11 protein-coding genes and 1 tRNA gene are annotated in these 15750 nt (G+C 47.0%); 3 read left to right on the top strand and 9 right to left on the bottom strand.

Annotated features, from left to right (window positions below; all coding sequences use genetic code 11):
• Positions 1-223 precede the first annotated feature (223 nt).
• The 3 genes from ACFSUS_RS22560 to ACFSUS_RS22550 all read right to left on the bottom strand — a co-directional run bounded on the left by ACFSUS_RS22560 (position 224) and on the right by ACFSUS_RS22550 (position 3767).
• Entirely contained in the window at positions 224-982 is a 759-nt protein-coding gene (locus tag ACFSUS_RS22560) for a succinate dehydrogenase/fumarate reductase iron-sulfur subunit (RefSeq protein WP_381526067.1), read from the bottom strand.
• A 92-nt stretch (positions 983-1074) separates the two neighbouring features.
• On the bottom strand, positions 1075-3012 hold the full coding sequence (locus ACFSUS_RS22555) for a fumarate reductase/succinate dehydrogenase flavoprotein subunit (RefSeq protein WP_381526065.1): 1938 nt from the start codon (positions 3010-3012) through the stop codon (positions 1075-1077).
• A 59-nt stretch (positions 3013-3071) separates the two neighbouring features.
• The gene (locus tag ACFSUS_RS22550; RefSeq protein WP_381526063.1) at positions 3072-3767 is read right to left on the bottom strand and encodes a succinate dehydrogenase cytochrome b subunit; all 696 of its coding nucleotides are present in this window, start codon (positions 3765-3767) and stop codon (positions 3072-3074) included.
• Positions 3768-4158: 391 nt separating this feature from the next.
• Between ACFSUS_RS22550 and fabD the strand changes: the two genes are divergently transcribed.
• The 3 genes from fabD (at position 4159) to ACFSUS_RS22535 (ending at position 6263) form a co-directional block, all read left to right on the top strand.
• A complete protein-coding gene (fabD, locus tag ACFSUS_RS22545; protein ID WP_381526061.1) occupies positions 4159-5034 on the top strand; it encodes an ACP S-malonyltransferase in 876 nt (291 codons plus the stop codon).
• 117 nt (positions 5035-5151) lie between these two features.
• A tRNA-Gln gene (locus ACFSUS_RS22540) sits at positions 5152-5222 on the top strand.
• Positions 5223-5585: 363 nt separating this feature from the next.
• Positions 5586-6263, top strand: coding sequence for a TetR/AcrR family transcriptional regulator (locus ACFSUS_RS22535; RefSeq protein ID WP_381526059.1), 678 nt, complete (start codon positions 5586-5588; stop codon positions 6261-6263).
• A 64-nt stretch (positions 6264-6327) separates the two neighbouring features.
• Here ACFSUS_RS22535 and ACFSUS_RS22530 read toward each other — a convergent pair whose 3' ends face one another.
• The 6 genes from ACFSUS_RS22530 to ACFSUS_RS22505 form a co-directional block, all read right to left on the bottom strand.
• Positions 6328-8337, bottom strand: a complete 2010-nt coding sequence (locus ACFSUS_RS22530; RefSeq protein ID WP_381526080.1) for a glycosyl hydrolase family 95 catalytic domain-containing protein — start codon at positions 8335-8337, stop codon at positions 6328-6330.
• A gap of 118 nt (positions 8338-8455) precedes the next feature.
• Entirely contained in the window at positions 8456-9343 is an 888-nt protein-coding gene (locus ACFSUS_RS22525) for a hypothetical protein (RefSeq protein ID WP_381526057.1), read from the bottom strand.
• Positions 9306-9956, bottom strand: a complete 651-nt coding sequence (locus ACFSUS_RS22520) for a hypothetical protein (RefSeq protein WP_381526056.1) — start codon at positions 9954-9956, stop codon at positions 9306-9308. The genes ACFSUS_RS22525 and ACFSUS_RS22520 overlap by 38 nt, the downstream gene beginning before the upstream one ends.
• A gap of 119 nt (positions 9957-10075) precedes the next feature.
• Complete coding sequence (locus tag ACFSUS_RS22515) at positions 10076-11431, bottom strand: vanadium-dependent haloperoxidase (protein WP_381526051.1); 1356 nt, start codon at positions 11429-11431, stop codon at positions 10076-10078.
• Positions 11432-11638: 207 nt separating this feature from the next.
• Positions 11639-12229 carry a DUF4136 domain-containing protein gene (locus ACFSUS_RS22510; RefSeq protein WP_381526049.1) on the bottom strand — a complete coding sequence of 197 codons (591 nt, stop codon included), beginning with the start codon at positions 12227-12229 and terminating at the stop codon, positions 11639-11641.
• Between the two features lie 97 nt (positions 12230-12326).
• The gene (locus ACFSUS_RS22505; RefSeq protein ID WP_381526047.1) at positions 12327-15749 is read right to left on the bottom strand and encodes a VCBS repeat-containing protein; all 3423 of its coding nucleotides are present in this window, start codon (positions 15747-15749) and stop codon (positions 12327-12329) included.
• Between the last annotated feature and the right edge of the window lies 1 nt (position 15750).

Raw genomic sequence — 15750 nt, 5'->3', positions numbered from 1 at the left:
CAGCTCGAAACACTTCGACGACCTTTCGTTTGAAGGGAATCGACTTTCTATTTTTCTTATTTCGTTGTAATACGCTAATATACATAAGCTTACTGATTTACTGTACACAGAAATCAGCAGCATACGTAATGTTGTATAATCTGGTTTATGTTAACTTCATACCTAAGATAGCAAAAAAGCCCTTCAATTTGAAGGGCTTTTTATTTGTGCTTTACTGAAAACTTTACCCCTGAACGTTATCTGAGGTCAGCTTCGCTCCCAAGTACTCACGGTTCATGCGGGCGATGTGATCGAGCGAAATAGATTTTGGACACTCGACTGAGCAGGCACCCGTGAACGAACAAGCACCAAACCCTTCGGAGTCCATTTGCGCTACCATGCGTTCAGCCCGCTGCTGGCGTTCCGCTTGTCCTTGTGGCAACACCGCAAAATGCGATACTTTAGCCGCCACATACAACATAGCCGATGCGTTTTTGCAGGCCGCCACACAGGCGCCACAGGCAATACACTGGGCTGCGTCCATCGCTTCATCAGCTATACCACGAGGAACGGGAATTTCGTTGGCGTCAGGTGCCGAACCCGTGTTCACTGAAATATAGCCACCAGCCTGGGCTACGCGGTCGAAGGCTGAGCGGTCTACCATCAAATCTTTGATAACTGGGAACGCCCGTGCCCGCCAGGGCTCAACCACAATTGTATCACCGTCGTTAAACGAACGCATGTGCAGCTGACAGGTAGTAGCGCCCGTTTGTGGACCGTGGGCCCGACCGTTAATAAACATAGCGCACGAACCGCAGATACCTTCGCGGCAATCGTGGTCAAAGGCAATGATTTCTTCGCCTTTTTTGGTCAGTTCACCGTTCAGCACGTCAAACATCTCCAGAAAGGACATGTCTGGTGATATGTTGTCTAACTGATATTCGACTAATTTGCCCGGCGTACTATTATTTTTTTGTCTCCAGACTTTCAGTGTAACTTTCATCTCTCAAGAAGTTCTAAAGTCGTAGGGTTGTAAAGCTGCCTAGCTCAAGTAGAATCACTTCAAAACCAGGCAACCTCACAACCGTATAACTTCTATTTGTAACTGCGCTGTGTCAGTTTTACATTTTCAAACTCTAATATTTCCTTATTTAAAATCTCAGGTTTATTTTCTCCCTGATATTCCCACGCGGCTACGTACGTGAAATCGGCGTCGTTCCGTAGCGCTTCGCCTTCTTCGGTTTGGTACTCCTCGCGGAAGTGACCACCGCAGGATTCTTCCCGATGTAGCGCGTCATCTACCATAAGTTCGCCCAGTTCAATGAAATCGGCTACACGCCCGGCATGTTCAAGCGACTGGTTCATCTCTTCAGCGTCGCCCATTACGCGCACGTTACTCCAGAACTCTTTGCGCAGTTCCTGAATCATCGTCTTGGCTTTCTTCAGACCTTCGGCGTTACGCGACATACCGCAGTAATCCCACATGATATGGCCTAACTGCTTATGGAATTCATCGACGGTCTTAGTGCCTTTGATTGACAACAAACGATTGTTCATTTCCTGGATGCGCTGCTCTGCCTCACGGAACGCCGGATGGTCAACCGGAATTTTATCAGCAGGACCAATCGTCGCCAGGTAATCACCGACCGTGTAAGGAATTACAAAATAACCGTCGGCTAGTCCCTGCATTAACGCTGACGCACCTAAGCGGTTGGCGCCATGATCGGAGAAGTTAGCTTCACCTAGGGCATACAAGCCAGGAACAGACGTCATCAGGTTATAATCAACCCACAGGCCACCCATCGTATAGTGAACGGCTGGATAAATCATCATGGGCGTTTCGTACGGATTGTCGTCGACGATCTTTTCGTACATCTCGAAAAGGTTACCGTACTTAGCTTCAATCGTCTTACGACCGTCACGCTTGATGGCATCAGCAAAGTCGAGGTAAACAGCCAGACCCGTTGGGGCAACACCACGGCCCTCGTCGCAAACGTACTTGGCGTTACGCGACGCTACGTCACGGGGCACCAGGTTACCAAACGACGGATAACGACGCTCCAGGAAGTAGTCCCGATCTTCTTCGGCAATGTCATTGGCTTTTTTCTTACCCTGCCGAATCAGCTCGGCATCTTCCTTCGTCTTCGGCACCCAAACACGGCCGTCGTTACGTAACGACTCCGACATCAGCGTCAGCTTGGACTGATAATCGCCTTTAACGGGAATGCAGGTTGGGTGAATCTGCGTGTAGCATGGATTACTAAAGAAAGCGCCTTTTTTGTGTGCCCGCCATGCTGCCGTAGCGTTCGAGTTCATCGCGTTGGTAGACAGGTAAAACACGTTACCATAACCACCGGTACAGAGTAATACCGCATGCGCCGAGTGCGACTCGATCTTACCCGTTATCAGGTTCCGGGTGATAATACCCCGCGCCTTACCGTCAACGACAACCAGGTCGAGCATTTCGGTACGCGTAATCAGTTTCACTTTACCCGTTGTAACTTGACGGCTCAAGGCGTGGTACGCTCCTAACAGCAACTGCTGCCCGGTCTGACCCCGTGCGTAGAACGTACGAGACACCTGTGCGCCCCCAAACGAACGGTTAGCCAACAAACCACCGTATTCACGAGCAAAAGGAACACCTTGCGCTACGCATTGGTCAATAATATTGACACTAACCTCAGCTAGTCGGTATACATTTCCTTCGCGCGCCCGGTAGTCACCCCCTTTAATCGTATCGTAGAACAGCCGGAACACGCTGTCACCGTCGTTCTGATAGTTTTTAGCGGCATTAATACCACCCTGGGCCGCAATCGAGTGCGCCCGACGGGGGCTATCGTGGAAGGTAAATGCTTTTACGTTATAGCCCAGTTCAGCCAGTGACGCAGCCGCCGATGCGCCCGCCAGACCTGTCCCGACAATGATAATATCGTATTTACGCTTGTTCGCCGGGTTGACCAGCTTCAAGCCGAATTTATGCCGCGCCCACTTTTCGGCTAACGGTCCCTCGGGGATCTTTGAATCTAGTTTCATAATCTTTTGAAGAGTTAATGAGAGACAGAGCAACTACAGTTTAAGTGCTCTTCTACTCTTTAAATTATCCCGTGAACTTGCAAAAACACATAAATCGGCATAGCAGCGAATGCAGCCGGAATGATAATAGCAAAGAAGTAACGCCCTACAAACTCAATAATAGGCGTGTACTTCGGGTGACGAATGCCAAGCGACTGAAAACCGCTCTGGAATCCGTGTGCCAAGTGATACCCTACCGCTACCATCGACAGCACATAGAGCAGCACGTACCACCATTGCGAAAAAGCCTCTTTCACGACAGCATACAAGTCCTTGTACTGTTTGCCATCATACTCGGCCATGGGTACCGAACCAAAGTGCATTTCATACCAGAATGTCCGCATGTGAATAATGATGAACACCAGTAGAATCGTTCCTAAGATTCCCATGTTGCGCGACGACCAGGGACTGTTTGCCTCTGGTCGGGTGTAAGCGTACTTAACCGGCCGTGACGATTGGTTGTGACGCGTCAGGACGAAAGCCATCAGCGAATGCACCAGAATAGACGTGTAAAGCAGGTACGATACGGTAAGAATAAGAGGATTATGCGTCATGAAGTACGTATATTCATTAAACGCCCGTCCGTTGTCGCCCTTAAAAAGCTGAAGATTACCAGCCATATGAACGATCAAAAACGTACTCAGAAATAGACCCGTCAGCGACATGATAACTTTGCGACCGAGGGAGCTGGATAGTGTTTGTGTTACCCAAGCCATATAGTGAACGACACGAAATTTTAGTGGTAAACTATTGAAAAAAAGCCGGTTTAAACGGCGCATCAAAACTAAAGCACAAACCCGATGGAAACAAGGTTAGTTGTTTTTTTAAACCGGTTTGTGTCTAATTTTTAGCCACAAAAGATTAGACAATTCTGCTGTTTTCGTAACAGAATGTATGAAGTTTTTGTTTGCCTTTCTGCTTATTATTGAGGCCTAATTTTGTTGGTCCGGCGCGTCATTACGTTCGCCTGTAAGTCTCTCCTACATCTGTAGATAAAGCTTCTCATTCTTAATAACTTAAGAGATCCGTAGACAATTCTATTTGAAGAAACGTGTTTATCCCGCTTACTTTGCCCTTCTACTGGCTTAATTCACCAGTGAATTCTTTATGAAAGCATATGTTTTTCCTGGACAAGGTTCACAGTTCCGGGGTATGGGTCTTGACCTCTACCAACATTCGGATGCCGCTCGCCAACTCTTCAACCAAGCCAATGAGGTGCTGGGCTATAATCTAACCAGCATTATGTTTGAGGGAAGTGAAGAAGACCTTAAACAAACAATTTATACGCAACCGGCGGTTTTTCTGCACGGCGTAGTACTTGCATTAACAACTGATTCATTTGCGCCCGACATGGTTGCCGGGCATTCACTCGGTGAATTGTCAGCGCTGACCGCGGCTGGTGTACTCTCGTTTGAAGATGGATTGCGCCTGGCTTCTGTTCGGGCAACCGCCATGCAACGTGCCTGCGAGCTGGTTTCTTCAACGATGGCAGCTGTACTTGGGCTAGCCGACGATGCCATTGAACGCGTTTGTGCAGAAATAACGGAGGAAGTTGTTGTTCCGGCAAATTACAACTGCCCTGGTCAGGTAGTTATATCTGGTAGTGTCGAGGGCATAAAACTAGCCGAAGATCGTCTTAAAGCTGCGGGGGCAAAGCGGGTTGTTCAGTTGGCAGTTGGGGGGGCGTTTCATTCTCCTTTTATGGAACCAGCCCGCGACGAGTTTGCCGATGCTGTTGAGCTTATGCCATTTAATGCCCCGCGCTGCCCAGTTTACCAAAATGTGAATGCACAGCCGACTACCGATCCGCAAGTTATTAAAGAAAACTTAATCGCCCAGCTCACCTCGCCTGTTCGCTGGACACAATCGGTGGAACGGATGGTAGCCGATGGAGCCGTCGATTTTTATGAGTGCGGGCCTGGTAAAGTACTGCAGGGGTTGATCAAAAAAATTAGTCCCGACAAAAATATCGCAAGTATTTAGCCAGCTATGAGTGGTTGTAAATCAGGGCTAACCACAACAGAAAACCCCTGAAGGCTGTTTTTTTCAGATTTGCATTTGCTTTTCACGCTCCTTATCTGTTATCTTTGCACTCGCAATTGCCCGATCGTCTAAGGGTAGGACGACAGATTTTGGTTCTGTTTGTGGAGGTTCGAATCCTTCTCGGGCAACTAGTAAAGCCGCTTGATGTTCATCAAGCGGCTTTTTCTATTTACGAAGAATACTACATATTATTTGGCTTTTTAGTAATTTTTTACCAGAAAATCATACTTTTTTTTTGCTCAAAATATAAAAAGAACTTCCTTTGTTAAATATAACTTTAAGGTGACTTATAGTGATTATTAATGTCATTTAATTGCATTGATTGTACAATCACTAGTATTCATTTCGTTTAGTTAATACTACTTAATAGTTCACAGTATTGTGCCTAGCCTGCCGGCGTTGATTGACAGATTAGGGTTCATTAGAGTGACTCTCAACGCTAATTGTAGTCAAATAAGGTAACTACTTGAATTATAACGGAAGCATTTAATATGGAGAAAGACGAGAAAGTAAGGCGCAATCGTGCAAAAACAACGCAGCGTATCGTTGAAGCGTTAGAAGAAGTAATTGCTGAGCGTGGGCTGGAAGGCGTTGGTGTGAACCGAGTAGCCGAAAAAGCTAATGTCAGTAAAGTACTTATCTACCGGTATTTCGGCGGTATGGAAGGATTACTGGAGTATTATGTGAAGATGGGAAAGCTGTTTCCAGTGTTCAATCCTGCTGTATTAGACCAAATTCGCCCCTTACATGAATCGGATGTGGCTCGAATCTGGTACCGACAAGTTATTCAAACATACCGCTATTTCCGCACGTTTAAAGCCGCTCGTGAAATATTAAAAGCAAGCGTTATTGAGAATGACTCAATTGCTGAGACAACAGCTAGAGCGCAGGATGAAGAAATGACCCGTCTTGTTAGTCAGCTCTCATTTGTAAAGGGAGCCGATACGCAAGCCATTTCGGCGGTAGTTCTTGGTGCTATGACTTACCTGACAATTATGGCTCAGAATGACCGGACTATGATCAGCATCGATTTGCGGAGCGAAGAAGGTTGGAAACGCATTGAAAACGCTATCAAAGCGATTTACATAGCGTTGAACAAGATGGCTATCGGTTCGAAAGATGTTCAGCTAGAACTTCAGTCGGCTAATCTGCCGATGGCCCAATGGTAAAATTGAGTGGGCGTATCAGCACAGACAACTCTCACCGGTTATCTGTACTGATACGCCCACTTATTTATTGCACCTGGACAGTGCGCTTTTGTGGTCCAACTCCTTTTATTGTTAACGACTTCCACTTTTTAGGTAGCTTCGTTTTAAGCTGTGTAATACCGCTTCCATTAATATCTAGGCCGCCAAAACCATTCAGGACGGCTTGTAACATTCCTCCGGCACCAGTTGCGAAATAAGGGTTCGTTCCTCCAGCGGTCTCAGCTAGCACGCCAAACGGCGGTACCTCATTAGGTTTATAACTTTTCACGAACCAGTCAAACGCTTTATCGGGCTCGTTCAATCGTGCGTGTAAGGTTGCCAATACTGACCAACCCATTGCTGGTCCCTCCGGAGAGTACCGTGGTTCATAATATGACAAATCTTTCCGAACGGCAGCCTCATCAGTCACAACTGTGAGCGGATAAGCCAGTAAGTTTACATCGGCCTGTTTAATGGGAACACCATCGTACGTACGGTTCTCTCTTGTGGTACCATCCGGAAATTTCAAGATTGGAATGTTGTCACTCACAACTTGCCAATCAGCATTAGGGGTAATCCCTAACTCTTGTGCAGCCTGAATAGCGTATTGTAACGACGTCTTTGCCATACCATTTGTAAAGGCATTATCATCAATATTCTCCTGCCATTCATTTGCCCCGATTACGTTATTAATGTGGTACTTCCCGGGTGCTTCGCGCTCGACACGACTGGCCCAGAAGTCGGCCACCTCTTTCAACATTGGATAGCCACGAGTTCTTAACCACTCTTTGTCTTTGGTTACCTGATAGTATTTCCAGAATGACCAGCCTACACAGCCTGTGATGTGGTGCTGAAAGGGGCCCGTTAATGCCCAAACCGGCGTAGCCTCCTGACCATCGGCATCGGACTCCCACGGAAACATAACCCCAGCATAGCCGTGGCTGAAGGCATTTTGTTTAGCCATTTGCATACGCTCAAAACGGTACTCGAGCATAGATTTGGCAATGGCGGGCTTCAACAATAAAATAGGTGGGTACATCCAAAGTTCGGTATCCCAAAAAACGTGTCCATTGTAGCCTAAGCCGGACAGTCCCATCGGCGACAGGCTATAACCGCTTCCCTCTCGCACAAACGAATACAGATGATAAAGCGCTGAACGAACCGCTCGTTGTGCATCAGGATCGCCGTCAATGACAATGTCGCTTTGCCACAGCTTGGCCCATTCGGCGTTATGCCGCATCAGCAAACGCTCAGTACGTTCTAAAGCGGCAAAGATTGTCAGGCGCTCTGCTTCGTTATGCGGATCAGCGGTATGGGCCGTTGATGATACCGAACCAACCACGCTGAAGCGGTACGTAGCCCCAGCCTTTAGCCGCTTTTTAAATTTAGCCAGATGCATATTATAATCCCAGTCTTCGTGGATAACATCAGGCTCCTGTCCATGCGGCTCTTCAAAAATGAAGCTATTGGAAGCGGCAACCGTATGACGACCAGAGGGACTTTTGGCAACCGATGTCAGCAATCGGATCGTGACGTGCGCCCGGTCGATCTCAGAGTAAAAATTTTTAACTTCTTTGAGGTTTTCGGGCGTTTCAATTACGCTCATTGGAATGATCTCGCAATCTTTTTTGGCCGTAATCTCAACCATTGTCAATTGCGAAAACGGCAGATGACGTAATGCCATCATCGTTTGCCGAACGCTTACTTTGTCTTTGTAATCGAACGTTGTTGTCATTGCCGCCCTTTGCATGTCGAGTGTTTGGCGGTAATTGCTGATGTCTTTAGGACCAAGCCGCTGCCCGTCGACATCAAGATTCATGTTGGCAAAGTTGAACACTTTGAGAATATTTGAAACACGGCCTCGTCCATAGGTGTCAAATGCCCCGTTGAGTACTACGTCTTTCACCTTCATGGGCTCTGGCGATGAAACGAACCCAATCATACCGTTAGCTACAGTGATACCGTAATAATTAGCGGGGTTAATGTTCTGCCCAACAATTTGCCAGGCTCCGTTATCAGATTGGGCATAAGCAGCAAACACATGGCTCATGATCATGAGCCATATCCCTAAACGAAGTAATTTCTTAGCCATTCTTTTATGATAATGTTAAAAAGAATGCTAAAAATAGTTCAATTGTAGGTCTCTTAACGTAGATATTGAAAGAGATTTTGCGTTACTCAGGATTATAAGTCAATTGAATGACCAGTGCCTGGGCTCCGTCTTTGTTAGTACGCTGCCAGCCAATTGCCAGCGGAAAATGCTTACCAAGGTATACTTCAGCTCCCAGCACTAATTGGCCTAAATCATGCGAACCGGATATCCAATCGCCTAACAGATGAAATTTCTGGTAGAAAATTCCAGCATCAAACCCCGCCTGAAATCCTGCTTTGGGCCCTTCTCCTAAGTACCGTGGGTTTGCGGTATAAGCACCTAATGACCAGTTATAATGCTCATCCTGTAACGACCCGGCCAGATGCGTGTATAAGTATCCAACTACTTGTGGCTTATCTGAAGGGGTTAAATTTATACCACCTTGTGCACCAATAGCCACTTCAAGGTGGTCATTAAAGTCGAACGCTTTTTGAGAATTCAGCAGCAGTAATGGACTGTAAGACTGTTGAGTCGTTGAGTCGTTACGAATAAACCGGTGCTCGTTTGGTGAGTAATCGAGGTTATACAGGTTCACCCCTATCTCCCATTCTCGGCCTAAGCCATAGTCAAAAGTAGTTGTTGATCGATATGACTCCGAAAAGTTTATTTGTTGCTGAACTGCCACCTCATGCTTTTCGACAATATCAGAAGAAGGCACATTGAAATACGTTTGCTGGGCAAAAGCGGCTAACGAAACCAAATAAAGAGGAGTAATCAGAGTTAATGACCGGTATTTATACTTCATAACGTTGCTCAAGAAATAGTTCACCTGCGTACAACTAACACCCGACAAGATGTATGGTTTGATACCGGCTATTCCCTTCCAGCTAATGGGTTCTGGATCGTTATTAATAATCAGTAACAGACACTCATTAGCGTCCACGCCCGTGACCTCGCCCGGCTCGCCCAATGCGTACTGGGCGTCTATGCCCTATATTGAGTAAGCCACCAGAGTCCGTTCGGGTCAGGCCATAGCGCAAATAGACTCCGTAGAAGGTCTTGGATGCGTCGGTCGTTTCACTGCTAAAATCGTAGTAGCCAGTTGTTAGCCCAATTCCAAAGCGGGGGGCTACTTGGGCAATGATGCTATAGGTCAGTTCAAGTAATAAACTTCCTTGCTTGTCAAACTGGCGTCCAGCTCCAATCGTCATTTCGTTTGCAAAAATGCCGTAGTTAGCGACGTCCATCGTTACCCGGCCTTCCAGAAAAAGCGTAGAATCAGGCCGCAGCGAGCTTCGGCCGAACGTAATACCTAAGTCAATTACATCGAATGATTTACCAACTTCTATCGTTTGCGCAATCCGGTCGCGCGGCTTACCAGCACCCGTATAAATTGAGAAGGGCATGGCCCGAACGTACCAAGGCGCTGCTTTAAAATTAAAAACAGACTGGGTCGTGTCCTGCGACGAACGACTGAGGGAACGGTAGGTTTGCTGATTACGCGACGCACGCGTTTGTGTTGAATCGTACACTGGTAGTGCTTGAGACAGCGCTGTCAGAGCATGACAAACCAGTGTACTCACGAGAAATATTCTTAAAGGCCTGTTCATAAGTGTAACGATATGTTTGATAATTACTTATCGCTACAGCAAACATGAACTTCTTTCTGATAAAGAAAGCACTTTTAACGTGCTTTTAACGATTATCGAGTGGCAACGACCGATTTACGAGTGCGGATCTTTTGAATAACCCACTGCCCTACTTTTTCACCTTCTACCTGTCCATTCACCAAAGCAGAACGGTAGTGAATGCCACCATAAAGACGACTGATCGAGGCTTCGTTAGCGGCCTCAAGAAACGACTTGAAGGAGCGAACTCCATGACCATATTGAAACTCGGTAGAGTCAGTGAAGGCAACGTTGTCTCCCATAAGGCGGGTTAAAACAGTAGCGGCCGCGGTCGAAATGACACTATGCCCACTTGGGTATTCCGGAAATGGGGGCGTTTGCAGAAACGGCGTCCACTTAGGATCAATGTATTTGTTGATGACCGTTTCGGGACGGACCATGTTACTACGGTATTTTTCGTCCCAACAGGAGATGAAGCCGTCCGTGAGCGCGAATGACGTTAAGGTATAGGCTTCGACGGTCTGCATCAGATTTAGTTTCTGCTGACGGGCCACCGTCTGCGCAATCCCCAACCAGTGACCACCCGGCGTCATTTTCTTTGATGCATACATAACATGTCCCGCTACGTTCATGACAAACGCATTGTCGTCCCAGAAATAAGCAATATCCTGCTTTTGCTTATCGGTTTGTTTGCCTGTTTCATACACTTCCATTACCTCTTTCTGGTAAGGACTATCTTTAGCTATACTATAAGCAGGCGGGCGGGGCGGCATAAACTGGCTACACGTATCCATCGCCCAACAGCGTAACTTATTCCATTGGGGCTCAGCTGCGTCCATATAAGCGGGTGGCGTTGGCACCCAGGTGCCTTCTGCATTGGTAACCGTGTGCTTGAACCCACGGGTTTGCTTGTAATTATCCTTGGCTGCGTAATCTAGAATGTGTTTGGCTACCGCTTCACCATAGGCCATGGACCGATCATAGACCTCGTCGGGAACACCGTCTTTTTTGTATTGCTCATAAAACGACTTTTCGAACTCGTCATAATAATCAACCGAAAACGTCAGGGCGCGGGCAACCGTCAGAAAAGCATGTGTGCTAGCCAATGGAAAGCAGTAGTCCTTCCCGGCTTCGGGCTTAGGTCCCGCTTGAAATCGCTTGAGCTTACCTCCTAACGATTCGTACTGCGGATCGAATGACACAAGGGCTTCATATCCAGCCAGGTTGGCATATGCGTAAATACGACTGGCAACAGGAGGTGAAAAAATATCATGAATAACAACTTGGGTCAGCTTATTCAAAGCCGAGTTATAATATTCGGGATTAGCAGCCTTAGCATTGTACTCGGCAGGCGTTGCGGGCTTCTGACAAGCAGACATCCCAAGCAGAAACAAAACAAAAAGCCCACTTGAGAGAAGTCGTTTACTCATAGTTATTTATCACTAAAACGGTGTATATCTGCAATGACAAGCTAACAAATATGGCTTGACGCAATTACAAAATTAACGGAAATTATCGGACTTTTTGGCGAAACAATCAGCAGATTTAATCTGTAATACGCTCATTGGCAAGCCATAAAAAAGCCCTAACTGCCACATCAGACAGTTAGGGCTACACTTATTTTGATTGTGTTGGCATTATGACGCCTTCACGGGGTAATCCTTCATAATCTTGCGAACTCCACGGGCTATCTGACGATCCAAACGCTTAGGGCTGTCAACAACACCTTGGGCTGAACCTCGCCATAACAGCTGCTTCGTACGGGCATCAATCAAATCAACCAGCAACGTACCTTGCGTGTAGTTTTCCTGATACGTTTGATTCCAGCCACCGTAGTAGCCACCCCACATGGGCCAGAAACCGAACCGGTAAGGCGAAAAGCCCCAACCGTAGCGGTAAAAGGGTGCATAACCTGGCCCGCTGGTTACATTGCGAGTTTTGTTCTCAGTATACGTATGAACTTTGACTAACAAATCAGGTGCACTTTTCTGGTAAGTTAGGCCTCGTTCGTTAAACTCCCTGGCCAAATTCCCCTCGATACGTTTCATTAACAATGGGCTGTTATAAGCCGGATTGTTTCCCACGTTCACTTCAGGCTTGGCAAAAGCGTAGGTACGAAAACGAGTGAAATCAACCGAACGGTCGTAATCTGTGCTTACTTGGGCATTCGCTATTTGACCAAACCAACCCAGCACTAGGGCGGTGGCCAAGGCAAGCATTCGTTTCATTTTTCTTAAAAATCGGTAGGTTATAAAGTAATATGAGTACCTAACGGATACTCTACTAAATAACAATACTAGTAGCCCAGAAATTCCAGAAATTGCTTTATTTGGTAGCTATTCGAGAAGGCACTGGCTGATTCATGAAAGGTCGAAATAATTGTATTGACTGCCCGTTTCGTGCTACGGTAATCAATAACCCTTGTGCCGTTTTGACGGTTTGGATATCACGTACTTCACCATTAAGCATAAAGCCGCAATCGATTGGCGAAAGGGGGGTTAGTTGTAGGTCACCCTCAGAGCTTTTTCCATCGTTTCGAAGAATAAGCCCATAGCTGGCATCGTAGCGCCCCTGATACGTACTCACACCGTAAAAATTACCGCCACCTAAGATGTCGAGATCCCCATCGTGATCAATATCGATCGGTAGCAGAGCAAACAGTTTTGAGACTTGTGCCAGCATAGGAAGCTCGTGTAGAGCGAATTTACCATCTCTGTTCTCCAGATATATTGAGGCAAATTGATCGACGTTCAGTTCATCCGCCTGGTTCAGCTCAGCGGTTGTGAACAGCTTCTGAACTGGTTGACCAGCGTACGCTTTATAAGTTGTATAGCGCCTGTTAATGATACTAGGTATTTGTTTGCCCAACTCATCTTTAGTAGCAATCGGGTACCAGTTGTCCAGTACGTTGTAAGCCAGTATTTGCTCGGCGGTTTGGTTGTTATCAATATCCTTAACCCACATACGAAGCTTTTCGGAAGGCTGTTTACGAAGCTTTGTATTTAATCCAATATTAGCCGCCACCAGATCCATATCGCCATCGCGGTCGAAATCAGCCGCAGTAATACGCTGCCAGAAGCCATGAAGGGGTACTTCATCCGTGACAATTGAAGTCACTTCCTTAAACTGCCCATTGTTGTTAGCAAACAGACGTATGGGCATCCAATCGCCAACTACCATAAGATCGAGGTCTTTATCCTGGTCGTAATCAATCCAAACGGCATCAGTCACCATACCAACATTACGTAGTTTATCGGCACGTTGATCAGTCTGATCAGAGAAATGCGGTTCGCCGTTGCGACCTTTGCCGTCGTTAATAAGCAGGTAAGAACCGGGTGCTTTGCCATAAGCGAGCCCTACCACCCGTCCGCCAACAAATAGGTCCAGATCCCCATCGTGGTCAACATCGCAGGGCCTGACGCAACTCTTATTATCATACATGGGCGGCAACGCGTTGATCGAACGACTAAAGCTGCCGCGTCCATCATTTATATACAGTCGGTCGGCCAGCTGTTGCGCTTTTCCTGAAAACTCGTTACCACCCGAAACAACATACAGATCTAAATCCTTATCGCCGTCGGCATCGAAGAACGAAGCGTCGACATCCTCGTACACAGAATCTTTAGCGAAACAGGCCTGAGAGGCAGCAAAAAACCGCCCGTTAGATTGCTGAATCAGCAGACTTCCAGCCTGGTCTCGGGCACCACCGGCGTAGACATCGTCCAGGCCATCGCCATTAACATCGCCGACGGCCAGATGTGGTCCTTCGGTTGAAACTTTGAATGGCATGAGCGATTCCCGGACAAAGTCGTAATACTGCTTATTTTCCCGGTGCACAAAGGGCAACAGCGTCGTATCAGTTACGGCAGCAAACAATGGCTTGCCTATTGAGGGGGTGTAATGATAAGTGGTTCCGTCGAGTCGAGCATCCGTTTGCTGTACTGTTAGCGTTTGATTGGTTTTGACATTTGTCTGAACTTCCATCCGTTGGTTCGGCCAAATAACAACCAGCGAGTCGATGGTTGCCCTCTGGCCTAGCCCAAACAACAACTCAGGTGCTACCGATGACTCGAACCCCCGAGTAGGCATTAACTGCTGAAGCTGAAGGGAGTCTTTGTATTTCAGAATGACTTTTGCGCCAACTCCAAACGTATTTGTAGACTCCCCTTTTAAGCGAACGGTCAGATGTTTGTTTTTCGGAAACAGCGTTTCGGCGTTGTTTTGATACACACTGGCCGCTTCGTTGATGTTATTCGTGACAAGATCCAGATCACCATCATTGTCGAGGTCAGCATACGTCGCTCCGCACGAAAACGTTGGCTTCTCAAATCCCCAGGCGGATGACTTATCAACAAATCGCAGTGCTGACGATCCACGATATAGATAGTTATGCACTTTGCCCTCGGGCATTTGCTGTATAGTCTCGGTATCGTTGTCTCGGGTCGTTTGATACGTTTGCTTTTTATCCGATAGATACTTGATGTAATCGAGGTCATTGGGTCGGCGAACAATGCCATTCGCGATAAATAGGTCTTTGATGCCGTCGTTGTCATAATCGGCCAGTAGCGGAGACCAACTCCAATCGGTAGCAGCTACGCCCGCCATTATGCCAATGTCCATGAACTTTTTTCCGGCCTGGCTAAGCTGCAAACAGTTTCGGCTATACTGATCCATGTAGCCATACGAAAGCTTATAGCGATAAATATCCAGCGGGTCTTCTCCCTGCGATGACTTTTCGACGGTTTCATCGGCGGGATACATATCGAGCGTCATAACGTCGGGGTAACCATCGTTGTTAATATCAGCAATGTCATTACCCATCGAAAAGCGGCTGGTGTGCTGAAAAGCTTGCCGAACGCTTTCGGTAAAGCCGCCCTTGTGGTTATTGACGTAATAATAGTCGTCCTCGTGGAAGTCGTTTGACACGTACATGTCCTCCCAGCCGTCGTTGTTTAAATCGGCGACGGAGATCCCTAAGCCGTACCCCATAGCGGCCCCGTAGATACCGGCCTTTTCACTAACGTCAGTGAAGGTTGAACCACTAGGCCCGCTGTCATTTCGAAATAAGTAGTCACCCGATTCCCGACTGCGGTTATTCCTGGCAGATACCATGTCAAAGCTTCGCGAGGTATGTACGGCGTGGTTAAGTAAAAAACAGTCTAAATCACCGTCATGATCGTAGTCGAAGAAGGCAGCCTGCGTTGAGAATCCTACGAAATCAAGGCCGTATTTGGCTGCGCTTTCCGTAAACGTACCATTCTGGTTATTAATGTACAGCTCGTTATGTCCTTTGAGTCCTTTAAACCGACCAACGGCGCAAACATATATATCGAGCCAGCCATCGCCGTTTACATCAACCATGGTTACACCCGTTTGCCAGTCTGCCTGTCCTGCTACTCCCGCCCGATCGGTGACGTCGGTAAAAATAAACTTGCCCTGGTTTATATAAAGTTTATTCGCTCCCTGGTTCGAGACAAAATAAAGGTCGATCAAGCCATCATTATTCACATCACCAGCCGCTACACCTCCCCCGTTGTAGAAATACAAATAGTCGAGAATAGAAAGACTATCGGTGTTTTGAAGCTGATTCGCAAAATTGACTCTAGTCTGCGTCGTATCTAATACCTGAAACAATGGCTTTTCAGCGGGCTCACGAGTGCAGGCTAGCAACGTATTTAGGGCAAGAAAATAAATGACTAAACGCACTTTTGAGCCACAACGTACTTTAAGCCAGCGTTGATTCACCATA

It is taken from the genome of Spirosoma soli, assembly GCF_042684525.1.
GTDB lineage: Bacteria > Bacteroidota > Bacteroidia > Cytophagales > Spirosomataceae > Spirosoma > Spirosoma soli.
This window is presented reverse-complemented; position numbering and strand designations above follow the sequence as displayed.